Below are 26,653 nucleotides of genomic sequence, written 5' to 3' on the forward strand. Positions count from 1 at the left end.
AACCCAATAGGGGTAAGCGTCCGGTTTTCATAGAGAGCAACTCTTCAAAGGGACTTGGGTGAGGTTGATGCGTCACAGGTCCATCCACGGACGAGGCTCGCCACCGACCAGCGGCGACCACACGCGCCCGGCAGGACCCTCCTCTTCGAGGTCCTCCAGGATTGCGGCGCCAAGTGGTACCTGCCGGGCCATGGCGGCCACGAGGGGGTGCTGGGCGACCATGGCCTTCAGGTCGCTGGTCCGGCCGTTGAGAGCCGGCCGGGAAGCCGCGGTCAGGACGAACAGGATGCGCGGGTAGACCGGGTACCAGCGCAACCAGGTCGGGCCGGAGACCACTGCATTCGGGCGAGGCCGCCGTCGGCCGATGAGCTGCGGCTGATAGGACCAAAGGCGCGCGTAATCGATCAGCTTCACGGCGAGGCGTTCGCTGCTCATGGTGGCGCGATCGACTTCGATGAACGCCCGCAGCTTGCGCCGTTCGGTGCCTTCGAGGGCGGTGTAGTGCAGGACCGCGTCGGCGATCACGCGCTCGCCGTCGCCGATGGCGTGGGAGACCTCCGGCGTCCAGTCCCACGGGCCGTGCTCGTCGTTGCGGCGGCGGGCATCGGCGGCGAAGGCCAGGTGGGTGCGCAGCACCGTCAGGGTGTGCGGGGTGCGCAAGGAGGCGGCGGTGGCTGACGTGATGGGGTAGGGCGGCCTGCCGCGCAGAGCGGGCCAGTCCCGGGTGAGGCGGGCCCCCTCGGGGGTGAGGAACCAGGCTCGGGTGCGGTTGGACTGGGGCAGCACGACGTAGTCGGCCAGACCACGCGAACGCAGCATTTTCAGGGGGCTGGAGAGTACGAAGCGGGTCGCCTGCGGCCGCAGGAGCAGCAGGAGTTGGCTGGTGGTGGCGATGCGGTGCTGCGCGAGAGCCGCCAGTATCTGGTGGTGCAGCGGCTCTGACGGACTCGGAGCCAGCCCGGAGGATGTGGGTTGAAGCGTCTTCGCGGACATCAGGAGTACTCCTTCTTCTTCTGCAAGGACACCGGCGGTTTGACGTCGGAATTCGCTTTGGCGGGGGCGAGTTCGGTGAGGAAGGCTTCCACTCGGCTGTGTTGGGCGGTGGCCTGGGCAGTGAGCTGCCTCAGCGGCGCCGTCTGGGCTGTTGCGCGAGCGGTGCGCTCGAGGGACGCAGCCTGGTGGGGGCGGGCTATGCCGGCGAAGACGTCGTCAAGGTGGGGGCCGGTGATCTGAGCGGGTCCGATCCGGTGGCCGTCAACGGTCAGGGACACGTAGTGATCGAAACGCTTGAGGGTGGCGACGACATCGGGGCCAGGGGTGTCTCCCCACTCAGCGGTGATGGGTGCGATCGCCGATCGGGATCCTGCCGTGGATGCCAGCGTTGAGGCGTTTTGCAGCAGGGACTGGCGTACGGGTCCGGGAAGACGGGAGAGCAACTGGGTCATGCCGTGGACCTGGCACTTGTACTTGCGGAAGTCCTCGAACATCGACGCGATCGTTTCCGGGGCGGCACCGGTCAGCGTGATCAGTTCGTCGAAGTACGCGCGAAACGGCACTCGTCTGTCATGTGCGGTGTCCCGACGGGAGCGCACGGCCCTAAGCAGGTCCCGGGCGAGCAGAGCGGTCAGCAGCCGGTCGGTGGGTCCGTTGCCGCCTGGGCACACCCACACGATCATGCGTTCGTCCATGGCGGTACGGATGTTGTAGACACCATCCGGCTGGCCCAGGAAGGCGCGGGTGACTGGATTGGCGGCCAGCCGTGCGATCGGGTTGAGAACGACGCCGTAGGCGTCCGCGGGCAGCGCAGGAAACGTGGTGTCCCACCAAGAGCGCGTCTCCTCGTCCAGCCTGTTGTCCATCGCCGCGAGCGCCGCGTTGCGGAAGGAGTCGTCGGTCAGCATTGCCCGCACTTGGAAGATCGTGGCCTGGTCCTTGGGCCGTCCCGCGCGGCAGGCAGCCTCATTGACGGCGACCAGGACCGTCAGGGCTGCGGTGAGGATGGCGAGCGCCCGCGGGGCAGTGGCATCGTCCCAGCCGAGAGCAGCTGCGCAGGCATCCGCCGTGGATTCCACAACCTCATGCGCCACTTGCCCTTGATGCATGCCGATCGGATTCCACGAGCTGAGCCGGGCGGTGGGCCCGTGGGCGTTGAGGTCGACCAGCGCGATGCGCTCCATGAGATGGTCATGAGCGAGGAAGGGCACAGCGCGGGGCCAGGAGTCACCGTGCGGATCGAGGAACATCAGCCCCCCGCCGGCATGCGCCCAGCCGATCGCCTGCGCCAGAGCGCGTTCGGTCTTCCCGCCACCCGCCTTGCCCACGCCGACCTCGAACAGGGTCTCGGCGGCGTGCGTCGCCACCAGACGGCTCCGCCCGTCGGGCGTGCGGTAGATGCCTTGCAGCAGCAGATCCGGGTCGCCGAATTCGAAGGTCGGCAGGTCACCGGCCAGCAGCGGCACCCGGCAGTGCACGGTGGGCGGTTTGAGCAAGCCAACGAGCTCCTCCAGCCGCACCCAGTTGGCCCTGGGGGGCTGGCAGTGCCCCAGCAGCCAGCGGCGCTCGAAGACGCCGCGGGTAGGCCAGTGATCGGCGCCGATACGCCAGGGCCCGAGCCGCCAGCCACGCATGGCCCACCGCGCTCGGCCGCCGAAGACATCGAATGCAGCCTGAAGCTGAGCGAGCCTGGCCTGTGCGCGCCCCTCGATGTTGGAGGCACACATCACCAGCAGCTGCACCCGCACGAGGTGATCGCCGTCGGCGAGCTTGCCCAGGGCCTCGGCCGGGTCGACCCGGCGGGGGACAGGCGGCATGACCAGCCGCCGTCCGGAGCCGACCCCGCCGGACCGCGAACCGACCAGCTGCTGCAGCTGCCAGGTCAGTGAGTCCTCAACTCCGCTGGCGTCCTGGCGCAGCCATCGGGCCGAGCGCTGGGCCTCGCGCCGCTCGGCGCGGCGCGCGGCGCTCATCAACTGCAGACGTCGTGCCCGTAGCGCCCACTTGGGGGCCCGCTGAATGTCGAGGCGGATTTCGGCGAGGTCACCGAGTTCGGCGCGCAGGTCGGAGACGGCGTCTACGAGGGGCTGCAACGGGTCGGGTTCGAGCGGAACCTCACGCAGCGGCGCGACGATCTTGCCCCGCAGGATGAACTCGGCTCGCACCGTATGCTCGCGGGGCTTGTCGACGATCGGCCGGGCCGGGCTGACGGCAACGTCCGACCCGAAGGGGGTGATGGACAGCAGCCGTTGGGCACCGGCCGGGCCCTCGATGCGGTAGCGCAGCGGTGTGCTGCCGTCCGCGCGCAGCCGGATCTGCACGGTCTTTGCCCGGCGCGGCGCCCACCAGGGCATGGCCGTGGAAGCACGGGCGAGCTGGACGCCGCGGCGGAAGATCTCCTCCAGGCTCGGGTCGAAGTGCCGGCCGGGCACGAGCTCAAGGGCCATACGCTCGGCGGAAGCCTTGGCCGCGAGGCGGCGTACCACCTGCTCACCAGCGCCCCAGCACACGGCGATGGCCAGGGCGAGCAGGTACCAGCGGTCGTAGAGCCAGTCGACGGCATCAGCGAGTCCAGTGACCACGCCCAGGACCTGACCAGCGGCCCTGCCATCACCCCAGGCCATCAGGTAGGGGACTGCGGAGTCCACGTCACGGTTCCCTTCGTTGACGTTGTCCGGGTGAAGTGAAAATCGGTAATGCGGCCGTCGGTGAAGGTGCCGCCGCGGTCCAGGCCCGCCCACACCAGATGGGCCACCGCCCTGTCCGGGCTCCCTTCGCGGCGGGCGATCGCGGCCTGGATGCGGAAGCGGGCGGTGGCGAACGCCGGCGCAACCGCCTGGCCTCCATCGGGAAAGACCGTGGGCCACTTCGTGCCGCCGATGCCGGTGGCATCCGCGCGCAGCAACGCACGGCCGGCGGTGAGCAACTCCCGCTCCTCGGCGGCGGGAAGGTCGGCGGGCCAGGCCCCTTCCAGGGAGCGCTGGATGGACCGGTCACCGGCCACACCCTCGCCGTGCGGCGGCAGATGGGACGTAAGGACCGGCGGTGTTCCCGCCGCAACGGTCGTGGGTGCAGCCGGAGCCACGGCCGGCTCGCGTGCAGGCGAGGGCGGCGCGGATGACCGGTTGGTGGCCGCCTGCACGATCCGCGGCGGCACACGATCCGAGGGTTGATGACCGGACGGCATGCCCAGCAGAGCGAACCCGGAGACGGCGAACAGGGCGGTGCTCAGCACCAGCAGACGCGGTGAGCGCGGGACGGCCGTCACAGCAGCCTCGCTCCCCCCGCATAACCCGACATCGCGGTGACCGCGTCCAGGCGGACAACCGTGCCCGGACGGGCCGCGTTGATCATCTGGCCACCGCCGGTGTAGATGCCGACGTGGTAGATGGTGGAATTGCGTCCGGGGGCGTAGGCGTAGAAGACGAGGTCGCCCGGCTCGAGGGCGCCGGCGCCGAGCCGGGCGGGGATGCGCCGGCCGGCGCCGGCCTGCGCGGCCGCAGTGCGCGGCAGGCTGATTCCGGCCCGCGCGTACGCGTACACGGTCAGTCCGGAGCAGTCGAATCCCTTGACGGTCGTGCCGCTCCTGCCGCCGGGCGAGCAGCAGATCCCGTAGGAGGGGCCGTTCGCCGTGCCGCCGCCCCACGAGTAGGGCACGCCGCGCTGGGAGAGCGCCGCCTCGATGACGGTGCGGACCCTGCCCGAAAGGTTCTTGAGGTTGGGATCCTTGGCGGCCTGCGTGTACTGGTCGATCCACCCCAATACGTCGGCCACGTACGCGCTGGAGCGGTTGTACTGCCAGATCGCTTGCCTCAACTGCGACTGCCGGGTCAGATCACGTCCGCTGCCGCACAGATAGACCGCAGCCCCGAGCGCGGCGTCGTCGGCGTTGTGCGGGTCGGCAACCTTGTCCCCGTTGCCGTCCTCGCCGATCGACTCCCACGTGGAGGGCAGGAACTGGAAGGGCCCGACGGCCCGCTCACCAGTGGCGGTGCCGTCCCACCTGCCGTTGTCGGTGTCGGGCAGGGCGGTGGTGTTGCCACCCGCACCCGAGCCATTGAGGAGTACCCCGTAGATCTTCGGGCGGATGTCGCCGCCTGCGGAGATGTCCCGGCCGATGGCGTGGTCGGACTCAACCTTGGCGATCCCGGCGAGGATCGGCCAGCGCATGCCCTGGCACTTCGGCACGTGCGTGCCGACCTGTTGGACTGCCTTCTTGTAGGCGGTCAGCATCCGTGGCGGGATGTCTGCGGCGCTGCCCCCTGCGGCGATCCCCCCGTCGTCCTGGGCCCCCGCCTCGAGTGCGACGTACGCGCTGATCGCGTTGCCGACCGGTGCGGCACAGCACACGGCGGCGAACATCAGCAGCGCCACGATGCATCCCCACTGCTGGATGCGATGTCCCGGCGGCCTCACTCGTCTGCTCCGTCCTCGCGCCGCCACCGCTCGCGCATCTCCCGCAGCGCTTCGGCTTTCCGCATCGCCTCCTGTATCCGGGCCTGGTTGCCAGCACGTGGGGAGCCGTCCCCGTGACTGGGGCCAGACGTCCGAGGCAGCGGATCAGGCCCTTCGCGACGGGAAAGTGGTGCCTTCGGCGCGGTTGCGCCAGGGCCGCCATCAGAATTGGTGGGCCGCGTGGGGGCAGGACGCGCGACAGACGCCGGCCGTGGGGCGGGGGACGCAGTGATGGGCAGGCGGCGGCCGGCGAAGGAGAAAGCGCCACCTCGGTCGTCGGTGTGCTGGCGCAGGACGCGGGCCACATGCTGGCCGGTGTCTGCCCAGGCCCGGCCGTCCTCGCGGACGGTGTTGCCCCAGACCCGCACTTGCTGGCGGGCGTCCTGGGAGTAGTGCGAGCCCCCCGACCGCGCCCGGCGGACGTTCGCCGACAGGCCGACGGTGGCCCCGTACGCGGCCCGCCCGCTCCGGTTGAGGATGCGGTAGCCGCGGAAGCGGACCAGCCGGTTGTGGGCCCGGGTCGACAGCAGGGTGCGGTCGGCGTTCTGGTCGTGCAGCACCTGGCCGGTGTCGCGGTCGACGACCTGGCCCTCCGCGTTGCGGTACCGGTCCGGTGGGCCCGACGGCCAGCGCGGCCCTGCGCCACCAGGACCACCGTCCCCGCCCTCCAGAGGCATATCCCCACCCGGGTCGCCGTCGGCGGTGGGCTTTTGCCACTTCGCCAGCTGCTGTTGGTCTGGACGACGTCCGACCAGCAGGCTGTAGGCACCCTGGGCGCCCAGCCGTGCGCCCAGGCCGCCTACGGCTGCCGCGGCGGTGAGCGGTGCGAGCCCGCGGCCGGCCTCGGCGGTGGCATCGGCGAGGACTCGGCCGGTGTCGACGGGCAGGCCTGCGCCGTCGGCGAGGGAGGAAAGCGCGCTCATCAGTCGCTGCCGGGTTCCGAGCAGCCCGAACCTGCTGCCTCCCGTGCCCGTGAAGGCGCGCAGACCAGTGCCGTATCCGCCCAACGCGGCGGGGGAGTTCAGGGCGAGGGCGGCGCCGAGCTCGGAGGTGTCGCCGGGCAGGTGGGTGCCGCCGACCTTGGCGTAGCGCATCCGCAGCGCCATGCGCCGGCCGAAGGAAGCGATCCCGGTCAGCAGTCTGCGGTGCCCGGCCGCACCGGCGATGGCCAGGACGTCGATGAGGAGGATCCGCTCGACCATCAGGTCCGGGCCGTTGGTGATGGTGGCGTCGACGGCGATTCCGAAGAACGGGATGAACGCGCAGATCCCGACTACCGCCAGGACCGCGATCCCCCACAGCGACAGCCACTTCCACACGCTCTGGCGGGCCGGGCCGGGCAGCATGCCCGCAACGAAGGTCACACTCCCCGCCGCGGCTGCGGCGGCGCACACACCCTGGGTGCCCAGCAGCACGATCGCGGACGACAGGAGCATGCCGCAGATGAACAGGGCGGCGATCAGCAGCAGGAACGCGCCGCCGACTCGCCACCAGCTGGGCTTCTCGGCGTAGGCAGCACACGCCTTGCCGACGTCGCCGGCGTTCTTCATGTCGGCCAGGAACGCAGCGAACTCCTGGTCGTCTTGGCTGAGGACCGGATTTGCGGTGTCCAGCAGGGAACTGCCGGAGGTCAGATCAGGCAGGGCACTGCCGGTCTCCCGGGCTCTGTGATCGCCCTCGCACCACTGCTTCGCCGGGCCTTTGACAAGGCGGCAGGGGTCCTTTTGCGTACTCTGCTCTTCGCAGTACCGCTGAGCCGGTTTGGCGAGGGCATCGCAGTCGGCGTCCCCGCTGCCGCTGCCGCCGCTGGAGGCGTGGTAGCCGCCGGAGATCCATTTCAGGTGCACGGCGTAGGCCTTGCGGTCGGAGGCCTTGGCGGGGTCGAGGATGCGCCCGTACTCCAGGAGCATGTACGGCTTGACGATCAGTGCGTTGGTGATCGAATCCTGCAGGGGGCGTGCGACATCCGCGGCGGACACCGGCTTTTGCGCCTCAAGCTCCTCGCACTTGATCTCGGCGTTGCCGGCCATGCCGTCGCAGGGGCTCTTGCTGGCGATCTTCCCGCCCCAGTCGTAGGAGTCGACGCTCTGCTGGGCGACCTCGGCGGCGATTTGCTGGGACTGTCCCAGCGGCCCGTTAGGGCCGAGCAGGGTGTCGGGGCGGATGAGGGCGGAGGCGGCGATCGCCCCGATGAGCAGGGTGAGGAAGATTTCACCCAGACCACGGCCCACCCGCCCGCGCACGATCATGAAACCGGCGAAGACGAACGCCCAGGCCAGCAGCAGTCCTTTGATCCCGAGGGTGTCGACGATGATGTGGCCGTAGACGTCGGCGGTGTTCTGCGCGGGCTGGGTGAGGATCTTCAGCAGCGGGAACCGGAGTGCCACCTCGATCGCCCAACCGGCCAGCCCGACCAGCAGCCGGATCAGGGTGAACAGGCCCGACAGGGCGAAAGCGAGAGCCTGGCCCTTGAAATCGACGATGGAGCCGCCGGAGGCGTTCAGGTCGTACCCGTCGATCGGTACACCCTCCGACGAGTAGATGTTCAGCGGGGCGAGCAGGTCTGACGTCTCGCTGTTGCTGCCGGCCGCGTACACGACCTGGGTGTTGACCAGGAGGAACACTCCGGTGAGCAGCACGACGAAGCCGGCCGAACGCAGCATCGCGCGGTCTGGACGCAGCACGTCAACGCCGCCTTTGCCCAGTGCTGCCGCGCAGCCGCCACACCACGAGAGCCCCCACGCCCGCACCGGCGGTCCCCAGTCTCCACACCCCGCCGGCCACGTCGTGCCGGCTGGTTGAGGGCTTGGCCGCGGCGCCGCGCTCGCAGTAGGCCTTGGCCGGGCCCACGATCAGGGCACAGGGATCCTGGTGTGGGGCGTCGGCGGCGAAGGCCTGTCCGGTGTGCGGCCACCACGCCTGCGGCACGCCCACCCCGAGGGCGAGCACGACCGCGGCGACGACGACGGAGATCACGGTGAGGACACTCACGGCGGCGGCGACGCGCCGCGAGCGGTCCCACGACGAAGTTGTCATATGAAGGCTTCCTTCGGACGGTTCTGTACGGCCTCTCCTGCGAGCGGCTCCGGCATAGAGGGGGAGACCGTGCTCGTGCGGCGTCCCGGCGTGGTGGTGATGGACGTGGTGATGCGCTCGATGCGGGGGATGGAGACCTTGACGCGGCCGGTGTTCTGCCGCGGGCAGGTGATCAGGAACTCGCCCTCCCGGCCGCGCTGGCCGACGGGGGAAAGGCCCGTGGTCACCAGCCGGAGCAGCTCACCGTCATCCGGATCGAGGCCGACGAACTCCAGGCCCCGGCGGGCGCGTTCACGGTCGGCGGTGCGGGCGAGTGCCCGGTAGGCCATCAGGCCGCGGTCGGGGCCGAGTTCCTCAGCGTCGTGCGAGCCGGCGATCAGGCCGGCGCCGTGCTTGCGGCCGTCGTGGAGGATCTCGTGGACCAGGGCCGTGCCCTCGGCGGACGAGGTCAGCCAGTACAACTCGTCCAGCACCACGGCGGTGAACCGTGCGGGGTCCTCGAACGCCGTCTGCCGGGCAATCGCAGCAATCAGGTAGAGCACCGCCCGGCCGATCAGCGCCTCCAACGGCTGCTGATGCAGGACCTCCGGGTTGGCAAACGCGGCCTTCGGGGGCAGCTTCAGACCCGTGGTGGTGATCACGATCATGTCGGAGGTGCTGGAGGCGTCCAACCTGACCGGCGGCAGCGTCGGATCGAAGACCATCCGGGCCAGGGAGTTGGTGGCGACGACCCGGATGAGGCCGGCGAGGGTGGCGGCCGCGTCCTGCCGCTTGCCCGCCTCGCGCGTGGCCATCTCCTCGAGGACGGCAAGGACACGGTGCATGGACGGGGCGTCGCTGAGGGCGGCCTGCTCGACGGCATGGTGGAGGACCTCGCCGCTGGTGCTCATCGGGCCGATACCGAGCTGCAGGGTCAGGTAGGACAGCGCATAGTGCCGCCCCTCCGGCCCGTCGAACATCCTCAAGGGGTCGATGGACACCTCGGCCTGCGCGGCGTCGATGATCTGGACACGCCCCCTGGCGGCGGTGCGCGCGAAGGTCGCCCACTCGCGGACCGGGGTGCGGTCGATGCAGATCACGCAGCCGCCGCGCGCCCACACCGCCTCCGCGATCAGCTTCTGCAGCACGCTCTTGCCCGCGCCGAGGTCCCCGACGATGCCCATCGACGCGGAGGCGTCGACCTTAGGCGCGTCCGCCACGTTGATCATGACGGGGCGGGTGGTGCCGCAGTTCAGGTCGATGCCCAGGAACATCCCATTGGGGTCGCCGACCTCCGCAGCGGTGAAGGCCCCACCCAGCGCCCAGTCTTCGGAGACCTGGTGCTGGGTGAACTCCCGCACGATGCCCGGCCGTACGGTGCCGGGCAGGCCCAGGGTGAACAGGGCCTCCTGGAGGCCGGCCGGCCGGACGGCCCGGTAGTCGGCGCCGGCGAGCAGGGCGGCCAGGGCGCGGGCCCGGGCGTCGCAGACGGCGGCGGTCGGCCCCCACACCGTCAGCACGGTCACCGACTGCACCTCGACCTCCACGCTGGTGCGGGAGAGACGGGCATCGAGTTCGCCCAGGTCGCGGGCGGCCTCGGTCAGGGAGGCGGGCATGCCGGTGGGGCGGGCGTCGTACTGGTCGGCCTGGTCGATGAGTTCGTTCTTCTTGCGCCGCACCTGGTCGCGGGCCTTCTCCGCCGGCACCAGCGTTAGGTCGACGGTGTAGTCGACGGGAAATTCGAGCATTTCCAGCTGGGCGAACAGATCAGCGGCATCCTGGCTGACGGCGGGCGGGCACTCGGCCAGCGCCAACTGCGCCTGGTAGCCCACCCCGTGGTCGGACTCGACCTGCAGCCAGCGCCGTCCCAGCGGCGAGCCGGTGTTCACCCGCCACCAGGCTGTGCGGCCCGACCGGGTGATCCGGCCTGCGCTCTTGAGCTCGTCGACGTCGTCGAGCTCCGGGTCGATGCCACCTTCCTGCAGGCGCACTTGGCCGAGGTCGGCGTAGCTGGGGGAGCGCAGCACACCGTCCCGGAGCTGCCCGCCGTACAGCTGGCTGGTCTCGGCCTCCGCCAGCAGCGGCTCGGCAAGGCCACGGTGCAGGGCGTGCTGGATCATCCACACGATCTCCGCCGGGCGGGCCGGCCGGAAGGCGATGCCGCCGGTGAGCGCAGCCTGAACCCGCGAGGCCTGCTCGCGATACGCATTCACCTCGCGCCGGGCCACCGGCGCCGGCCGCATGCCCAGCATCGGCGCGAGTTCGGCCCAGGCCGCGCCGAGTTGCGCGGAGACCTGCAGGCCGCCGGCCGGGGTGTGTAGGGGCACGGCCAGCCACAGGGTGCGGCGGTGCATCTCCTGGTCGTCCAGCAGCCCGAGGGCGGCCTCGACGTTCTCCACCCACGGGTGCCGGCCCGCACCGGGTGCCTGCTCGGCCGGCTCGATGCCCTCGATCATGCGCAGGGCGATCTCACCGGGGTCGACCTGCGCGCAAAGGCCGAACAACCGCGGCGCCCCAGACAGGGAGCGCACCAAGTGTGTGATTTTGGCGAGCTGTTCGTCGCGGACCGCTGCGGGCACGTAGGTGCCCTGGACGGTCTCCTCACCGCGACCCTGATCGTCCGGGCCCGGGTGCAGGCGGTAGACGGCCCACACGCTGCCCTGCGTCGACCACACCAGATGCCCGGCGATGTGACGGATCGGAACCCTCACTGTGCACCCCCCTGCTGGGCGAGCGCGAGCAGCTGCTGCACGCCCGACACCGGCCCTGCGGTCATCGCGGGAGCAGCTGGCTGTGTGCGGCGGGGTGCGGACGAGCGGCCTGCGGCCGGGCTCGGGTGCGGCGCCCGGGATGAACGCCGTTGAACCGCACGGGCGGGTGCGGCGTGCACAGCGGAATGGGGAGCGGGCGCGGCCTCGATGGTGAAGCCGCCGAGCAGCGGGTGCGGAGCGCGGTCGCGGGCGGCCCGTCCGCCGATCCGCCCCCCGCGGGGCTGCCAGAGAAGCAGCACCCAGCCCAACGCGGTCTGCATCGGGGCACGGCCCCGGACCTTGGGACGGCGCACCATCCAGATGACCAGGCCCCACCCGACGATGGGGACCGGCCCCATCCACGACCACCAGCTGATCGTCTTGACCAGGAGGAAGCCGCCGCCGACGGCGAGGGCGATCTGTGCGGGCGTGTAGGGGCCGAGCGGGATCTTCCAGTCGGCGACCTTGCCCAGCACCCAGGGGTGGCGGCGGGCGGCGGTGTAGAAGCGGCTCACCTGTGCCGCGGCGGTCGCGCTCACAGTCGGCCCCCGCCGCCCGGCGAGTGGTCGCGCGAGGCCGGGAGTTCAGACCGGACGATCCCGGGAGCGGCGGGCGCGCCCTTGGACGGGTTCTTCACCTCGTCGGTGAACATGTTCGCCAGGTCGTTGCGCGAGTTGTACAGACCCAGCGCGATCACCATGAGGAGCAGGGCACCGATCCCCGCCTTGAGTGAGAACTTCTGGATCATGATGACGACGACGAGGCAGATCAGACCGGCCTGCAGGCCTTTCGTCGCCCACTGTTTGAACATGTTGATCCAGGAGTTGCCGAGATCGTCCAGCTGCCCGGCGAGCATCAGGTGGTGCATGGTGTTCATCGGCCGCCCCCGTCCTGGGGCGTGCCGGACTGAAGGGCGGCAACTTCCCACCGGCCGGAGCGGGCCTTGAGCGTGAGCTCGTATGCCAGCGGCCACCGGCCGGTCGCATCTCGGGCCTCCACCGAGGCGACGACCCGCACTTTCGTGCCGTCCGCCGGGACCTTCTCGGCGGCTGCTGCCTCCTCGATGGCGGACACCTGCTGGACGGCGACCGCGGTGTAGGGGGCGGGGGAGACGGCGGTGAGGTGCACGCCGGGCGCGAGGTAGCGGCTCACGTCGCCGGTACCGGTCAGGTAGGCGGTGAGGAACTCTCCGACCGCGGACGACAGATCACCCTCCGGGACGGTCACGGCGTACGGCGACTTCGCTACCGAGGCGCGGGCCGGGCCGGCCACCACGCCGGGCGAACCGGTCACCGTGAACGAGGAGCCCGTGCGGTCGGAGGCCACCGGCACGGCGTAGTAGTGCACCGGTCCGCCTGGGTATTGCGCAGCCACCGTCACCGTCCACGCGCCGCCTGCGTGCTGCGCACTGCGCACCGCCGTCACCGATGGGGGCGCCGATTGCGCATCGGTGGCCGGGCTGGGTAGTTCGACGTCCGGCGCCATCGAGTGCGCAAGGCGCGCCTGCGCAGTCGTCTCGTCGTTGGCGTCGCTGCGCAGCCACGCGCTGACGAACACTTGCGCGTAGCCGCTCGGGTCGGTGGCGGCCGTCGTGGTGCGCACGGCGGTGGGCTTGGCCGGGGTGGCCGCCTGGACCGTGGTCGGGGTGGAGGCGATGGCGACGGCCAGGGCGATGGGGCCGGCCGCGATGACGGTCCAGACTGCTACGCGTGAGAGGCGTACGCGGCGGCGCATCGCCTCCAGCCGGGCGCCGGCCGCCATCGGAGCAGAGGCCTCGCTGGCTGAGGCCATCGTGCCAGGGGACATGGTCAACTCCCAGGTCAGAACGGGCGTTGCTGGTGTTGCTGACCTTGAGGAAACCCGGCGACCCCGACCTGACCACGGACCATGAACCCCCGACCACGGTCACGATGGGGACACGAAGTCCGTGGTCGGGGTCATGGTCTGCCCAGACCATGACCCCGACCACGGGTCAGCTGGGAGCCGGCGATAGGCCATCGGAAGCCGGCAGGGCTGCGACAGGTCCCTGCGCAGTGCGCAGACGGACCTGCGCAAGAGAAGATCAGGAGTATCGGGGGGACTGCGCAGCGCCCTGGCACAACTCGACTGCGCAGAATCCCCGGGCCGGTTGCGCAGCCCGATCGCGCAACGCCCGTCCGGGGCTGCGCAGTCGGCTGCGCAATCACCGAGAGCCCGGGTGGAAGGCGCCGTGGTCGGCCCAGACCACGAGCCCGACCACGCAGCTAGAGGGCGCCGTTGCCGGATCGTGACCGATGGTCGGGGCTCGTGGCCGTCAGCCTGGTCGGGGTCGGCGGGTGAGCTGACTGCATGGATCACACGCACGCCCGCGCATCCGAGCCCGCCGACCGCCCCACCGCGGCGGGCCCGGTGTGCTGCCCTGGCCGCCGCGCGCGCTCCGCTGCGGGGGCACGGCGGTGAGCCGCTTCGGGGCAGGGGTCCGCCGGGGCGTGATGGCGGCCAATGAGTTCACCCAGATCGCCAACGGCCTGTTCCGCGACTCGCGGCTGTCCTACAAAGCGAAGGGGATCTTCGGGTACGTCAGCACGCACCGCGACGGCTGGCAGGTCACCCTCGCCCACCTCGTTGCCCGGCCCCTGCCGTATCCGGTGCGGACCACGGTCGGCGCGATCATCGCGGCCCGCCTGCGTGCCGCCCAGGCCTACTCGCCGCCCACCCTCGGGGCCAACCACCACGACGCACCCGTGTGGGACGACCCGGCGCCGCAGCCGATGACCGGCCCCGCCGCCGCGCGCACGGTGAGCGAGGCCCTGACCTGCCGGGCCCTTGCCGAATGCGCCGGCTGCGGCCAGCCCGCAACCGCCCCCGGCGAGGACCTCTGCCCGGCCTGCCTCGGCTTGCCACTGTGCCGCACCTGCCCCGGCCCCACACCCTGGCGCGCCAACCCCGACGGCGACGGCCGCTGCACCACGTGCGCCTCCGCCTTCACCGCCCAACTGGAAGGACTCAGCCCGTGACGGCCACGCCCCGCACACCACGCCCGGCAGCGGCCGGGCACCACGAGTGCCCCTTCACCCGCGATCCGAGCCGGTGGGAAAGGGAGCGCTCCCGCGCCCTGCGCACCGGCAACGTCCCAGGCCACACCTGCTCGGCCGCCTGCGAGTTGGTGCTTGTTTACGAGCGCACCTCCTGGGGCTGGCTCGCCTGGACCGTCTCCGGTGACGGCAGCCCGCCCGAGATCCCCCACCGGATCGCGGTGCTCGTCCCCGGCGCGACGCGTAGGCAGCGCCTTGCGCTGCGGTGGCTGGCCAGGCGCCCCGCCCGGCGCATCCCCGTGGACACCGTTCCCGGATCGCTGCGGCTCGGCGCCGTGGCCGTTGTGCTCGTCAGTCTGATCGCCGGGCTGGTCGCCCTCCACCACGGAGTCCCCCTCGACGTCGCCCTGCCGGCGATGCTCCTCGCCCCGCTGCTCGCCGAACACCTGCCCGGTCGGCTGGACAGCCGGGCCCGCGAACACGTCCACACGGTCGAAGGCGCCGATGCCTGCCGCTACCTGCAGCACCTCGCGAGCCTGCACAACTCACTCGTCCAGGCCGCCGCCGGCAGTGACCGCTATGAACTGCGCCGCTCGGCCGAGATCGGCCACAACCTGCTGTGGGACGCCGCCAGACTGCTCCAGGCCCGGGACACACGCGCGGTCTCAGACGCCCTCGTCGCCCGCGAACGGCTGATGCTGCAACTCGCCCACCAGGTCGCCCAGATCATCCAGCGGACCGCCCACGAGGACGCCACCGCCGACGACGTCCAGACCCGCGACCTCGCGCCCCTCGACCGGCATTCACCAAGCGTGCGGCCGGCGTCACCTCGTCCCATGGCCGCCCCATCACCTCGGAAGGGAACCCTGCTCATGCCCCAGCCCGAATCCGGCCCGGCCGACCGCACCCCGGATGTCTATCTCCTCTTCGCGCACGAGCCGTACTACCCCGGCCCCGGAACGCAGGAGATCAACACCACGGTGGTGGTTGCCGACTCGCTGCTCCACCCGCAGGTGCGCCAGCCCGACGGCGCCCGCATCCACGACCTCCTCACCCAGGGAAGGCAGCCGGGCGAGATCATCCCGCTGGCCACCCTCACCCACGAACTGAACGGCGGCGCTGACTGGCCGAGTATCGGCGACTGGGAGAGCGTCACCACCGACCTGCTGCAGCTGGTGCGCGACGGGGACTGCGATGCCCTCAGCCTCGGCCTGCCCGAGATCGCGCGCGCCCTCGTCTGCACAAGTCCCCACAGCCACGTCCGCGCCTATGACGCCACGTCCGACGACTTCGTTGTCTACGGGTCTTCGGAGCGCGCAGCGGTCCTGGACGAAGTCGGCATGTTCCTCACCGGCATTGTGACCGAACAGCCCTTCTGGCCGGGGGACAACCTCCTGCCCCCGCTGGTGGGTCGGCGCTCCTGAGGGCCAGGAGCCCGGCCGCAGCGACGGGGGCAGGCCATGTTCGGATACGAATCGCGAGCCGTCTGGGCAGAACTGCGGCGCATGCTGCATCGGCTCGTCCACCGCCGTCTGCGCTGGTGGCCGGCCTACTGACCGCCGGGCGCAAGGTTGAGCACGCCGCAGCACATCCTGGTGCCAACAGATGAAGTGCGGCTGGCCGTCCCGCCGCAGTTGTTGAGAAAGTAGCTATGCACCGCCGACGGCTTCCTCTCGAGCTGCTTTGACGGCGCGTTCCCATTTCCAGGTGGGTTCGCCGTGGATCTTGGCGAGCTCGGCGGCGGCGCCGCGGCGGTGGCCGCCGATCTTGCTGAGGTAGGCGGCTGCGGTGTCGATGCGCTGCTGGACGTCGGGGGATCGCGTGGCGCGGTCGGGGCGGGGGCCGCCGGGGGCGCCGGCGCGGCCGGTGTTGTCTCCGTTGCGGCGGCGGTCGAAGTCCTGGAGGTCGACGCGGCGGAATGCGGGGATGAGCCGTCCGGAAGGTCCTTCAACCTGACCGGCCACGGGGGCGAAGTAGCCGGGATTGTCTTTGAGGTACTTGCGGATCGCGGACGGGCTCTTGAAGTGGAAGTAGGCGGCGGCATCGTTGATGGAGACCAGCTCGTCCGGGTCGCCCTCGTACAGTGCCGGATCGGTGGGCAGCACCTTCTCCTGCTTGGACTGCTTCAACCAGTGGTGGAAGGCGCGGACCTGCTCGAGGTCGAAGTAGTCCTCGCGGTCGATGCGCGGGCCCTTCTCCGGGAAGCGGGACTCGGCCGGCTGAACGTCTTCGGGCTGTTCTGCGCGCTTGGCGTACCACGAGCGGACGGTGGGCATGCTTGCGCCGGTCTCCGCGGCGATCCAGGCGCGGTTGGCGTAGGTGCGGCCGTTGACCTCGATGGTCTTGGGTTCGGGAGCACGTGCCATGAGATGCCTCCGGGGCGTCGCGGGCAGTCAGCGGCGCGAGATTCCGCGGGCTGCCCGTATGCTGGGGGTACTCCTTCCTGGTGGGTTGGAGTACTTGATGGCCGGTGGGACGTTCGGTCGGGGTTGCCGCCCTGGGCCGACACCGTGAGGTGATTCCCGCCGGCCATTTGCGCGCCGGCACCAAAGCGACGTTGATAATAATGCGCTCTCCGGGGAGTGGTGTCAATCTGGCCCCCGCAGAACGGTTCGTCCGGCAGGGGCCGACTGTGGCTCAGGTGCTGCGCAGTGCCCGGCGGGCAGCGGCGGCGCGTGCGGCGGTGTGGGCGCCTCGGGCCATGGCGTAGATGCCGCGGCTCCACTCGGTGACCCGCTCGGCGAGGCGGTGCTGTTCCTGCGCGGCCGGGTGGCTGCCTTTACGGACAAGGTCAGCCAGACGCAGTTGCTCGGCCTCCACTTCCCGCACGGCGCGGCGCAGCACGGCGAGCGTTCCGCGTTCGTGCTCGAGGCTGCTCCAGCTGCAGCGCGTGGGCCGGCTCTCCTGTTGGACGAGGGCGAGCGAGGCCTGCGGCCAGGCGGTCTCCCGCCCGGGAGCCAGCACCAGGCTCATCAGGCAGGCGACCCGGTCGTCGTGGAGGGCGGCGTACGGGTAGTCGACTGTGGGCGAGGGCAGGGTGGTGCGGCTGCGCATGTAGGCGATGAACGAGGACGCGGTGGGTGGTTCCCGGCGGTCGCAGCTGGCGTGCAGGTAGGAAACAAGATTCGGCAGCTGCCAGGCGAGGGTGCCGAACGGGGCGGTGGGCATGGACAGGGAAGCGAACTCGACACCTCCCGAGGGGGTGGTGATCGTCGCCTGGACCACGCAGAGGGGGCCGCGGCGCGGGTCGAGCTGCATAGGACAACACTCCTTGGTGCTGGGCGGTGGGTCGGGGCGGTGTCCTGGAGTTGCCGCTCGGGGACACCGTGGCGGTGAGGATCAGGCGTCCGTGGTCAGGCCGGACGGAAGCTGCTCGCCCAGCCGGTCCGTTGCGTTGACGCCGACGGCGTTGACGGTCGGTTTGCTGCTGGCGGGTTCGGTGCCCCGCTGATCGTGGCTGTTCATCACGCTGGCGTCCGTTTCTGTGCTCGCGTGCGCAGTTCTCGCAGCGTCAGCGGCCGGGCCGTGCCGCCCCGCCGGTCGCGCAGGATGCTGACGTTGCCCAGCTGGGCGCGCAGCTTGTCCTCCTCGGCTTCCGCCTCGGCGTAGCGATCGGGCATGACCTTGAGCAGGTGCAGCCATTGGCGCTGTCCGGCCCGTACACACCGGCCTCCACAGTTGTTGTGGGGGAATCCCAGTGCGTACAGCCGCGGTGGCTCGACGCCCAAGGCCCGGGCCTCGCTGAGCAGCTGATCTTTCGTGAGAGTCGGCTGCCGCCGGCTGCACAGCGGGAACCGTGTCTGCCAGGGCTTCCAGTTGCGGGCGATGGCAGGGATCCGGGCGCGGTCGCGAGCCGTGTTCTCGATTCCGACGTACACCAGGGTGTCCGCGGGGTCGGTGTTCTCCGCCATCCAGGCCCGGCACGGGATCTGCTTGAGGATCAGGGAGCAGGGGGCGAGGCGGTCGTTGCCGAGGAACCGTTTGTCGTGGAAGACCTGCCAGGGTGTGCGGCCGTCGCGGACCCGGGTCAGGGGGACGTCCAGGAGCCGGCTGGTGTCGTTGGCGAACCGCCACAGGTCCTCGTCTTCGATGCCGGTGTCGGCGATCAGGAGGGTGAGGCGGTCGGTGCCGTACCGCTCGGCGATGCGCACGGCGGCGGCGAATGAGCCGATCCCGGCGCTGAACTGCACGACGTGCCGCTCGGCGGTGATGTGCGCGCCGCCGTCCGGACGGCGGCGCGGGCGGGCTGTGTCTGCTGGCTGCATGGGCTGGTCCTTGGTGGGAGAGGGTGGTGGGAGCGTTGCCGCGCTCCCACCACCTGTGGCGGACGTGCGTTACAGGCCGAGGCCCTGCAGGAGCTGGAGGTATCGCTGCGCCTCGGGCGGCAGGGCGGCTTTGCGCAGGAGCCGCTTGCGCAGGATCGGCACGGCGAGGCTGATGCCGACGGGGGCCTGCGGCCGCTCGTCGTGGAAGACAAGCCGGTAGTCGCAGGCGGTGATCATCCATGCCTCGTACTGCTCGGCGAGTTGTCCACTGCGGGCCTGGTGGTTGTGGCCGGGCTCGGCGGGGCAGGGACACGCGGCGTCGGTGCACGCCCGTCCCGCCGGGTGGGTGGCCAGCACCGGAAGCTCGCGGTAGCGGAGGGCGGTGCCGTTGAGCATGGGGCAGTGGGCGGCCGTGTAGGGAAGGCACTCCGGGTGCAAAGCGGGTTCTGGGGAGTGGCCGGTGATTTCGTCTGCGGGGCGGACGATCACATAGGCACGCTCGTTGAGGGGCTGGCCGCAGATCTGGCAGAGCTTTTCGGTGAAGGCGGTGCGGGCGCGTTCGGCATCCAGGGCACCGAACGTCGCATGGCCGTTGTGGGTGAAGGCTACATATGGAACGACGAGGCCTCCCGCAGTGGGGCGCTGCGCGCAACGGGATGGAATCGCCGGGGTGTGCGGAGAGTCGGGACGCATGAGGGCATGCCCCTTCGTGAGGTGGGTGGGCCCGGCCGCGGGGCGTTGCCGCGCCCTCGCGGCGGTGGCGGTGGGGGTGGGAGAGCTCTTGGGTGAGCCGCCGTCCTGCCGGGGCTCTGCAGGCTTCGGATGCCGGCGCAGTGGGCTCCGTTCAGGTCGACGGCACGGCGGCGCAGCGGTGCGTGACGTTGTCGCCTGTGCGCCGCCGGTCATGCTGGAGCCGGGCGCACGTGTTGGGCCTTCGGGGTGCCGGGCTGGGAGTGCCTTTCCGGGCCCGGCACCGGGTGGGGCTACTTCTGGTAGGCGGGGATGCGGGCGCGTACCTCGTCGGCGCTGATGCAGCCGGGGTGTCGGAAGGGGCTGGGCAGGCGGTTGCGCCTCTCGCGCAGGTGGCTCCAGTACTTCACGCCCGTCCAGCCGTCGAACTGGCACTTCAGCAGCCACGGGTTGTCGCTGCCGGGGTAACCGCCGAGCGGCGTCCAGCGGTACTCGGCGAGCTTGGCCAGCACTTCCTGTGCACGTTTGATGTTGCTGTCCGTCGCTGGCATGCGCGGGTGTAGAAGCGGCGGCGGTCCGTCCGGCTCCGTAGCCGTCAGGGAGCACTCGGCCGGGGGCAACGGCGAGATACGGCCCGCCTCGAACTCGTCGACCAGGTGCTGGGGTGCGCCGTCGCGGCCGAGGCGGCCGTCTCCGATGCGACCTCGGAGCTGCCGCCTGCGGCGATGGCGAACCATGCGCCATGCCAGCGGAAGATGTGGCCGAGGCACTGGTCGTCCGCGATCAGGACGGGGTAGCGGCATTCGGCGTCGGGCTCGCCGAGCCTGTGGCGCGGTGAAGCGGGGGGATTGGTGGGATCGGTGGTGCTCACGTGCGGGAGATCCTTCCGGAGGTCGTGGTGGGCTGGCGGTTGCGGCAGGGCGTTGCCGCGCCCTGCCGCACGATCGGCTGGCTCAGATGAGAGCGTTGAGCTCGGCGAAGGTGAGCAGCCGAGCGTGTTCGGTCAACGTGACGTCGAACAGCCGTAGTTGGTTCAGGTCCACGCGCACGGTGTGCGGGGTGGGGTGCTGCTGTTGTTCGGTGGTCCGCTTGAGCCAGGCGCGAGCCTCGTCGCCGGTGCGCAGCACCGGCGGGCCCGAGCTGAAGCGGTAGTAGCGCAGGACCGTGTGCGCGTGCTTGGGAAGTGCGGGCTGGGGCGTTGGCTCGCCGCGGCCGGGAAGCTCCTCGACGGCGATCACGCGCTTGGTGCGCTCGATGGTGTTCGCGGTGATGGTGATCCGCTGCGTCGCCGGTTTGTCGGCGAGGTCATCGTGCCAGCGGGCGGCCGTGGCGGCGCTGTCGAGGGGGAGGGTGCTGTAGAGCCGGTTTCCCTGGGCGTCGAAGGACGTGATGGTGAACAGTGTCCGCTGCTCGGTGAGAGGGGCCGGTTGGTTCCTTGCTGTGCTGTGCGGTGGGCGCACGGGTCCTCCAAGTGGTGGGTGTTGTCGCCGGATTGCCGTCCGATCGACATTGATAATTATACGCCTTAACGGGGTTTGGGGCAACCGGGTCTGCTGCGCTGACCTGCACCGTTGCGGTAAGCGCACGGACCGGTCCGGGCGTTTGAGTCGGGTGGCATCGCCGGGTCAGTCGCTGTCCTGGTGGGCATGCTCGCCGCCGTGGTCCGTGATGAGCTGGCGTACGGCGTCCGCAGGGACGCCGAGGAACAGGCGGCCCCGGCCGAGTTCGCCGCCGGTGAGGAATTCCTCCCAGCTGTCCTCGTCCTCCCAGGCTTCGTCGGTGGGTGCGTCCAGGCCGGGGAAGAGGAACACTTCGTCGAACTCGGTCGCGGCCGGGCCGGTGTTGATGGAGATCCAGTGGCCGTCGGCCAGGTGAAGGCGGCGAAAGACTCGGCCGGTTACTTCGGTGGCGATCCGGTCGATGCGTGAGGTCATCGGTCTGATCCGTTTCAGTGCGGTGGTCAGGGGGCGGGGCGGGGAGAGGTGGGTGCGGAGTGCGTCGCCGGCTGCTCGCGCGCTCCGGACTCCAGCCGGACCCGGACAGCGTCAGGCGGGTGTGTGCAACGTTGACGCCGCCGATGGCGGTGATCTTCAGGCTCATGGGGCGGACTTCGACGCAGAAGCGGACGTGCTCGGAAGGCGGCAGTGTCACGTGTTCCGCCTGCGTCCAACGGACTGCAACCTGCTCCTCGTTGGCGCCGTCCGGTCCGGGACATGCGTGTGAGATCGCGTTCAGGAGGTCGTCATCGTGGCGGCACTCGCCGGGGCAGTGCAGGAGGGCGACCCGGCAGCGGGCCGTCCGGAAGGCGTGCCGGGTGAAGGATTCTCGGGCGCGGGTTGTGATGACGCAGCCCTGGGCCGGAACACGCGTTGTGCGCTCCAGCCAGAAGCCCTCGCCGTGCTCGTCGTGGTACGCGCTGCCCAGTTCCCAGCCCCGGATGCGTGCGGCGTCCTCCCAGGTCCACGGCTGACGGTTGCGGAAGTCGCGGTCTTCCGGGCCGGTGGTGACCCACAGGAGGTAGCCGGAGGGACCGGTGACCAATGTGTCCGGCGCGAAGAGGGGCTCTACGCGCACCAGGGCACGTGGCGCGTTGAACGGTACGACGGTGCACTGCCCGCGCCAGGCCTGGAGCACGGGGCAGCCGTCGCACTGTCCGCGGTTGATGCAGCGGCCGAACCCGCCCCAGCGGGCGCGGCGGGTGTCCTGGGATTCCAGCAGCGCGCCCCAGCGCCGTGGCCGCAGGGCGCACTGGGGGCCGGTGCCCCCGTGCGCGTTGAGACTCAGCCGGTTCCACCCCTTTCCGTCGGGTCCGCCGGGGGCAGGTTCGGGTTCACGCAGGTAGATCGGCATGGACGTGGTCCTTTCCGTGGGATGAGAAGCAAGGCGTCGACCTTGGCCGTGTGGGGCCCCGGTCGGTTCGCCGGCGGCCCGGGCCCGAGTGGGCCCGGGCCCGGTTGCGGGTCAGGTCTGAGCGGCCCATTGCCGTACGACCGAGACCAGGGCTGCGGTGTCGGCGGTGAGGTCGGTGGAGGCGGAGCGGTAGACCGTCTTGCTGATGCCGTCCGGTGCGAGCTCGGCGGCGTGCCAGCCGGAGTGCTCGGCGGCCGGGTAGTTGGTCCGCTGTGTGTTCGGGTGGCCTGCGGTGATACGCAGTCGCCGGTCGGAGGCGGCCTGAACGGTGATCCACTGGGCGAGAGGGGAGGCGTCGGGCCAGGCCGTCATCTGCTGGGCGCGCAGGGCCGTCACCAGCTCGGCGGCGGCGTGCGGCGTTTCCTCCAGAGCGGCGATCGCTGCGCGGGCGTCCTGGCAGGGCTTCGCCCGTCCGGTGACGATCAGGCGGGCGTTGCCGCTGCTGTACCCGTCGTCGTCGCGGGGGAGCAGGGCGAACAGGGGGCGCTGCATGCGTTGGGCGGCTTCGGCGGCCTGCATGCTCGCGGAGCGGTGTATGCCCTCGACCAGAACGACCGCGCGGGCCAGAGCGGCCGTGACGTCCGCGCTGGCTGCGAGGGTGAGGGCGGTGGGCTCGGTGCCCGGCGCGTACAGGCTGATGACGGCTCCCCGGCCCGGGCCTGTGAGGATGTTGCGCATCAGCGCCTCCTGCGCGCGGGGGAAACACCTGTCCAGTCCGCGCGGAATGACGGCCAGGCGCCCGCTGTCGATCCCGGCGCCGCGGTGGGCGGCGGATTCGACGCCGAAGGCGAGGGAGGCGAGGACGGTGCCGCCGGCGGCGCTCACGTCGTAGCCGCAGGCTTGGGCCTCCCGGGACGGCTGCTGGAGTGGCGGCCCGGCTGCCGACGAGGGCGACGGTGCGTTCCAGGAGCGGCCGCAGCGGGACGGTGCCCCTCACCCACACACCGAACGGGCAGGTGGGGCCGAGATCGTGAAGTCCTTCGGGCCAGTCCTCGTCACCGGGGATGACGAATCGGGCGCTCTCCTGGGCGGCCTTGAGCGCGGGGATGGGATGGAAGTGACGCAGACGGCCGTTGCCGGTGAGCTGGGACCAGGCGGCGGCGTCGAATCCGGGCAGGTGGGCGCCGACTTCGGCGGGGGTGGTGTGAGTGGCCAGGGCGACCCGGGCGGCGCGCTCATTCAGCCGCTGGTCTGTGGGGGTGTTCACGGACGGTGCTCCGTTCGGTGCGTGTGATGGCCAGGGGCCAGGGGGGCGAAGAGGGCCCCGGCGGGGTGCGGCCGGGGCATGTGCGGGTCAGCTCGCGGCGTACGTGGACAGCAGGGCGTAGGCGGTGGAGATCGGTGCGTCGTGCAGTCCGACGGCGGCCCATGAGCGGGTGCCGGTGTCCTTGACGGACAGGAAGTGCCGCACGTTGAGGTGGCCGCTGAGGTCGGTCAGGTCGGTGAGCCGTGGCACGTCGCTGACGACGTGGCGGGCCGTCAGCCCGGGCAGCCGGGCGGCGAGTTCATGTACCTCGGCGGGAAGGTGGCCGGGTACCGGGACTGGTGTGCAGACGCGGGGGAGCACCGAGGCGGTGATCCGGACGGCGTCCGTCAGGCTCAGGTGCGGGATGGTGACATCCACGCGGGTGTGGCCTTCACGCGTGCAGCGGATCACCACCTGGAGCGGTCGCCGCTCCTCGGGGTGGAAGGCGACGGTGGTGCTCTTGACGTCCCCGCGCCGGTACTCGACGACGGTGCGTTCGGTGGTGCCGTGGGCGATGGCGGGGATACCAGCACTGCGTAGCGGCAGGGCGAGCACGCGCAGAGCTGCGACGGCGTTCATGCAGCCGAAGCGGGGCAGGAAGCGGGTGCGGATCGCGTCGGCCACGCGGCGGGCCGGGGTGGAGTGCCCCGCAAGAGCGACGCGCGCGGTGACCTTCTCCAGCGGCGTGCGTGGATCGGTGCTGACGCTGATGCGGGCGGTGAGCTGCACGTGACCGGCCGCCTGGTGGACCAGGACGCGCATGCCGGTGGGGTGGACCACGAGAGGGCTGCTCAGGATGGCCTGGACCGTCCACTCGCCGCCGAGTTCGGCGGCGGTCGCGCGGACCAGACTCAGCAGATCGGCGGGGATCAGGGACAGGTCGTCGTACACGGCGGTTCCTCTTTCGGGCAGGGCGCCGCAGCGCGCCGGGCGCGCGGCGGAAGACGAGGGGGACGCGGGCTGCGGGCAGGCGCCGGCAGCGCGAGCCTGGCGCCGCCACGGCCGTCGCCGTGGCGAGCGGCCGGACGGCAGAGGAGGGGCCGGGGCGCCCGCTCGGGCGCCCCGGCTGGGTTGCTCAGTCCTGGGTGTCGGCGGACTGGTCGGCCTCGACGCCGTCGGCGTGGTCGAGGGGCGTCGCGGCGGGCTCCTCCTCGATCTCGAACGGCGTGTCGTCGATGACGTTGCGCTCGACGGGGGAGAGCTGGTGGCCGAGTTCGGCGAGGAACTTCAGGTACACGCGTGCGTCGGCCCGGATCTCCTCGGAGTCCCACTCGGGCTGGTCCTGGCGCCACGTGCTCGCCCGCTCGATCCGCTTTTCGTAACTGGCGGCGATGATCGCGAAGTTGACGAAGAGCAGACGGGTGGGCGTGGCGCTGCTGCCGATCCACGTGGCCCGGTCCTCGGCGCTGGCTGCCTTGCCTTCCTCGGCGCTGAGGGCGAGCAGATCGGCCAGGATCGCCGACCGGCTGGTGTCGCCGGTCCAGGACTGCACGGGCTTGGGGCAGGACAACAGGGTCTGGGTCACCCATGCGGCGAGCGGCTTGGGCGCGCTCTTCCGGGTGATCAGCTGGCGCAGGAAGGCGCGGCGGGCGTCGATGGCGGCCCGGTAGGCCTTGTTACCGGCGAGCTTGAGATGGTGCTCGCGCCTGCGCTGCTCGGTTTCGGCGGCCGCCTTGGCCTCGGCTTCGGCACGGGCCCGCTCGGCGGCCTTGGCGGCCGCGCGCTTGGCCTCCTCGTCCTCCTCGTCCGCCTCCGGCTCCTCCGTCTCGTCCTCGTCCGCGCTGTCCTCGTCGCTGGTGGCGCGCGCTGCGGCGGGCGTGGTCTGGGCGGCGGGTTCGGTGCCGGAGGTGTAGTGGCTGTAGGCGGCGGGGTTGAGGCACAGGGCGGCGACGGCGGCCGGGTCGGCGCTGCCGGTGTCGTCCCACACCACGGCGTGTCCGGGGCAGCGGACGTGGTCGGCCTCGTCCAGATCCTCACCATCGGCGTCGACCAGGTCCTCAAGCCACTGCGCGCGCGGCGGGAGGTTGCTGGCGTCCTCCCACAGCCGGATGCCGTCGCGCTTGAGTTCGGCGCGTCGGGTCTCGCGCGCCATCCGTTCGGCGCGTTCGGTGCGCTGCTGGCTGAGCTGGTAGGGGAAGGTGCCGTTCTGGTGGGCCTCGATCAGGCGGGCGACGGCGTCGGGGTCGTCGTCGAACTCGCCGAGCGCTGCGAGGACTTCCAGATCGAGGTCGTAGGCGTCGCTGGCCTCCAGCACGGTGCGGGTGCCCGCGCCCAGCATCTTGGCGGCCTCGGCGGCCCGGGTGACCTGTTCCTTGCTGCGGCCGGTGCGGCGGGCGACGGTAGCGATGCTCGCTCCCTCCTCCAGCGCGCCGAACAGGGCGTCGGCCTGTTCCAGCGGGCTGAGGGCGCGGCGGAATGCGGCATCGTTCTCGATCAGCTGCTCGATGTAGTCCTGGCCTGCCTCGCGCAGCGAGGGGTCCAGGATGTGCGCGGGGATGGACTCGATCTCGCCCGACCGGGCGCCCGCATGCCGGCGGTGTCCCATCTTGAGCTCATAGACGGGCTCTGCGTCCGGGGTGTCGGCGTTCAGCTGCACGACCACGACGGGGACCAGGACGCCGTTCTCCGCGATGGAGGTGAGGAATTCGTCGTCCAAATTGAGGCTGTGGCGGACGTTGCGCGGGTTGGCGTGGATCTGATCGGTGCGCAGCAGGGCTGCGGTCACCTGGGGTGTGGTGCTCACGTGAGGATTACTCCTTGATCACTTGGTGGGTTGTGCCGAGTTCGGGTTGCCGCCCGAATCGACAGTGATAATTCTACGCGCTCGCGGCGCGGTGTCAAACCGTTGATCTGGAAGGGTGGACGCCCTGGCAGCGGGGTGTCAGTGCAGGGAGCACACCCAGGTCTGCGGTTCGCCATGGGCGACGAGATCGAGGGCGGTTGTTGTCGTGGCCTGGCACAGCTGGCAGGAGAGCGTGACCTGGCGGGGCATGGAGAGGGGCTGGACCGGTTCGCTGGTCCTGAGGGTGAGCGGCTGGAGCGTGCCACGCAGTTCGATCAGCAGGCGGGCGGTGAAGTCCGGGTGTTGGCGCACGTCGGCGACGGTGAGCGGGTGGTCCTGCTGCTCGGGGAGAGTGAAGACATCGCACTCTTGCAAGCGGGTGGCGGGGACGGTCGGCGGCAGCGAGAGGGTGACGAGAAAGCCGTGGGTTTGGCGGCGGTTGGGCAGGGGCGGGGTGGGCGAAGCCGTCATGGAGGCTGCTCTTTCCTGGTCGGTGCCGTGTTGGCCTGCCGCAGATGGCAACGGGTGTCCGG

The 26,653-nt window shown here is 71.0% G+C and carries 24 protein-coding genes and 1 pseudogene; 2 read left to right on the top strand and 23 right to left on the bottom strand.

Annotated features, from left to right (window positions below; genetic code table 11):
• Positions 1–72: 72 nt before the first annotated feature.
• From ABZ453_RS34410 to ABZ453_RS34455, 10 genes are read right to left on the bottom strand one after another with little or no spacing between them, the layout of a single operon-like run.
• On the bottom strand, positions 73–993 hold the full coding sequence (locus tag ABZ453_RS34410) for a replication-relaxation family protein (RefSeq protein ID WP_359021215.1): 921 nt from the start codon (positions 991–993) through the stop codon (positions 73–75).
• On the bottom strand, positions 993–3,641 hold the full coding sequence (locus tag ABZ453_RS34415; protein WP_359021283.1) for an ATP/GTP-binding protein: 2,649 nt from the start codon (positions 3,639–3,641) through the stop codon (positions 993–995). Before ABZ453_RS34415 ends, ABZ453_RS34410 begins: the two co-directional genes overlap by 1 nt.
• Positions 3,617–4,261 carry a hypothetical protein gene (locus ABZ453_RS34420; RefSeq protein ID WP_359021217.1) on the bottom strand — a complete coding sequence of 215 codons (645 nt, stop codon included), beginning with the start codon at positions 4,259–4,261 and terminating at the stop codon, positions 3,617–3,619. Before ABZ453_RS34420 ends, ABZ453_RS34415 begins: the two co-directional genes overlap by 25 nt.
• On the bottom strand, positions 4,258–5,367 hold the full coding sequence (locus ABZ453_RS34425) for an NlpC/P60 family protein (protein WP_359021218.1): 1,110 nt from the start codon (positions 5,365–5,367) through the stop codon (positions 4,258–4,260). The genes ABZ453_RS34420 and ABZ453_RS34425 overlap by 4 nt, the downstream gene beginning before the upstream one ends.
• Positions 5,368–5,405: 38 nt before the next feature.
• Complete coding sequence (locus ABZ453_RS34430; protein WP_359021220.1) at positions 5,406–8,132, bottom strand: hypothetical protein; 2,727 nt, start codon at positions 8,130–8,132, stop codon at positions 5,406–5,408.
• A 1-nt stretch (position 8,133) separates the two neighbouring features.
• A complete protein-coding gene (locus tag ABZ453_RS34435; protein WP_359021222.1) occupies positions 8,134–8,484 on the bottom strand; it encodes a hypothetical protein in 351 nt (116 codons plus the stop codon).
• Positions 8,481–11,174 (bottom strand): ATP-binding protein, encoded by a 2,694-nt coding sequence (locus tag ABZ453_RS34440; protein ID WP_359021224.1) that lies wholly within the window; start codon positions 11,172–11,174, stop codon positions 8,481–8,483. Before ABZ453_RS34440 ends, ABZ453_RS34435 begins: the two co-directional genes overlap by 4 nt.
• Positions 11,171–11,752, bottom strand: a complete 582-nt coding sequence (locus ABZ453_RS34445; RefSeq protein ID WP_359021226.1) for a hypothetical protein — start codon at positions 11,750–11,752, stop codon at positions 11,171–11,173. The genes ABZ453_RS34440 and ABZ453_RS34445 overlap by 4 nt, the downstream gene beginning before the upstream one ends.
• Positions 11,749–12,090, bottom strand: coding sequence for a hypothetical protein (locus ABZ453_RS34450; RefSeq protein WP_359021228.1), 342 nt, complete (start codon positions 12,088–12,090; stop codon positions 11,749–11,751). Before ABZ453_RS34450 ends, ABZ453_RS34445 begins: the two co-directional genes overlap by 4 nt.
• On the bottom strand, positions 12,087–13,004 hold the full coding sequence (locus tag ABZ453_RS34455) for a conjugal transfer protein (RefSeq protein WP_359021230.1): 918 nt from the start codon (positions 13,002–13,004) through the stop codon (positions 12,087–12,089). The genes ABZ453_RS34450 and ABZ453_RS34455 overlap by 4 nt, the downstream gene beginning before the upstream one ends.
• Before the next feature lie 677 nt (positions 13,005–13,681).
• Between ABZ453_RS34455 and ABZ453_RS34460 the strand changes: the two genes are divergently transcribed.
• Together ABZ453_RS34460 and ABZ453_RS34465 are read left to right on the top strand one after the other, a co-directional pair.
• Positions 13,682–14,209, top strand: coding sequence for a hypothetical protein (locus ABZ453_RS34460; protein ID WP_359021232.1), 528 nt, complete (start codon positions 13,682–13,684; stop codon positions 14,207–14,209).
• Positions 14,206–15,651 carry a hypothetical protein gene (locus ABZ453_RS34465; protein WP_359021234.1) on the top strand — a complete coding sequence of 482 codons (1,446 nt, stop codon included), beginning with the start codon at positions 14,206–14,208 and terminating at the stop codon, positions 15,649–15,651. The genes ABZ453_RS34460 and ABZ453_RS34465 overlap by 4 nt, the downstream gene beginning before the upstream one ends.
• Positions 15,652–15,876: 225 nt before the next feature.
• On the opposite strand, the gene ABZ453_RS34470 is transcribed toward ABZ453_RS34465, so the two are convergent.
• From ABZ453_RS34470 to ABZ453_RS34530, 13 genes and pseudogenes are all read right to left on the bottom strand, one after another.
• A complete protein-coding gene (locus tag ABZ453_RS34470; protein ID WP_359021236.1) occupies positions 15,877–16,593 on the bottom strand; it encodes a hypothetical protein in 717 nt (238 codons plus the stop codon).
• Positions 16,594–16,864: 271 nt separating this feature from the next.
• Entirely contained in the window at positions 16,865–17,485 is a 621-nt protein-coding gene (locus tag ABZ453_RS34475) for a hypothetical protein (RefSeq protein ID WP_359021238.1), read from the bottom strand.
• An 81-nt stretch (positions 17,486–17,566) separates the two neighbouring features.
• Positions 17,567–17,692 carry a hypothetical protein gene (locus ABZ453_RS34480; protein ID WP_359021240.1) on the bottom strand — a complete coding sequence of 42 codons (126 nt, stop codon included), beginning with the start codon at positions 17,690–17,692 and terminating at the stop codon, positions 17,567–17,569.
• Positions 17,692–18,492 carry a hypothetical protein gene (locus tag ABZ453_RS34485; RefSeq protein WP_359021242.1) on the bottom strand — a complete coding sequence of 267 codons (801 nt, stop codon included), beginning with the start codon at positions 18,490–18,492 and terminating at the stop codon, positions 17,692–17,694. The genes ABZ453_RS34480 and ABZ453_RS34485 overlap by 1 nt, the downstream gene beginning before the upstream one ends.
• Before the next feature lie 69 nt (positions 18,493–18,561).
• Entirely contained in the window at positions 18,562–19,185 is a 624-nt protein-coding gene (locus ABZ453_RS34490) for a cell envelope biogenesis protein OmpA (RefSeq protein ID WP_359021244.1), read from the bottom strand.
• Between the two features lie 290 nt (positions 19,186–19,475).
• Complete coding sequence (locus tag ABZ453_RS34495) at positions 19,476–19,733, bottom strand: hypothetical protein (protein ID WP_359021246.1); 258 nt, start codon at positions 19,731–19,733, stop codon at positions 19,476–19,478.
• A gap of 44 nt (positions 19,734–19,777) precedes the next feature.
• Complete coding sequence (locus ABZ453_RS34500; RefSeq protein ID WP_359021248.1) at positions 19,778–20,053, bottom strand: hypothetical protein; 276 nt, start codon at positions 20,051–20,053, stop codon at positions 19,778–19,780.
• Between the two features lie 82 nt (positions 20,054–20,135).
• A complete protein-coding gene (locus ABZ453_RS34505; protein ID WP_356950845.1) occupies positions 20,136–20,642 on the bottom strand; it encodes a hypothetical protein in 507 nt (168 codons plus the stop codon).
• A gap of 165 nt (positions 20,643–20,807) precedes the next feature.
• Positions 20,808–21,116, bottom strand: coding sequence for a hypothetical protein (locus ABZ453_RS34510; RefSeq protein ID WP_359021250.1), 309 nt, complete (start codon positions 21,114–21,116; stop codon positions 20,808–20,810).
• Between the two features lie 1,027 nt (positions 21,117–22,143).
• Positions 22,144–22,923, bottom strand: a pseudogene (locus ABZ453_RS34515) (DNA-processing protein DprA); the annotation flags it as partial.
• A 463-nt stretch (positions 22,924–23,386) separates the two neighbouring features.
• The gene (locus tag ABZ453_RS34520) at positions 23,387–24,229 is read right to left on the bottom strand and encodes a hypothetical protein (RefSeq protein ID WP_359021252.1); all 843 of its coding nucleotides are present in this window, start codon (positions 24,227–24,229) and stop codon (positions 23,387–23,389) included.
• A 184-nt stretch (positions 24,230–24,413) separates the two neighbouring features.
• The gene (locus ABZ453_RS34525) at positions 24,414–26,081 is read right to left on the bottom strand and encodes a ParB N-terminal domain-containing protein (RefSeq protein WP_359021254.1); all 1,668 of its coding nucleotides are present in this window, start codon (positions 26,079–26,081) and stop codon (positions 24,414–24,416) included.
• Positions 26,082–26,219: 138 nt separating this feature from the next.
• The gene (locus tag ABZ453_RS34530; protein ID WP_359021256.1) at positions 26,220–26,591 is read right to left on the bottom strand and encodes a hypothetical protein; all 372 of its coding nucleotides are present in this window, start codon (positions 26,589–26,591) and stop codon (positions 26,220–26,222) included.
• Positions 26,592–26,653: the final 62 nt, after the last annotated feature.

This window comes from Streptomyces sp. NPDC005799 (assembly GCF_040630525.1).
GTDB classification, from domain to species: domain Bacteria; phylum Actinomycetota; class Actinomycetes; order Streptomycetales; family Streptomycetaceae; genus Streptomyces; species Streptomyces griseorubiginosus_B.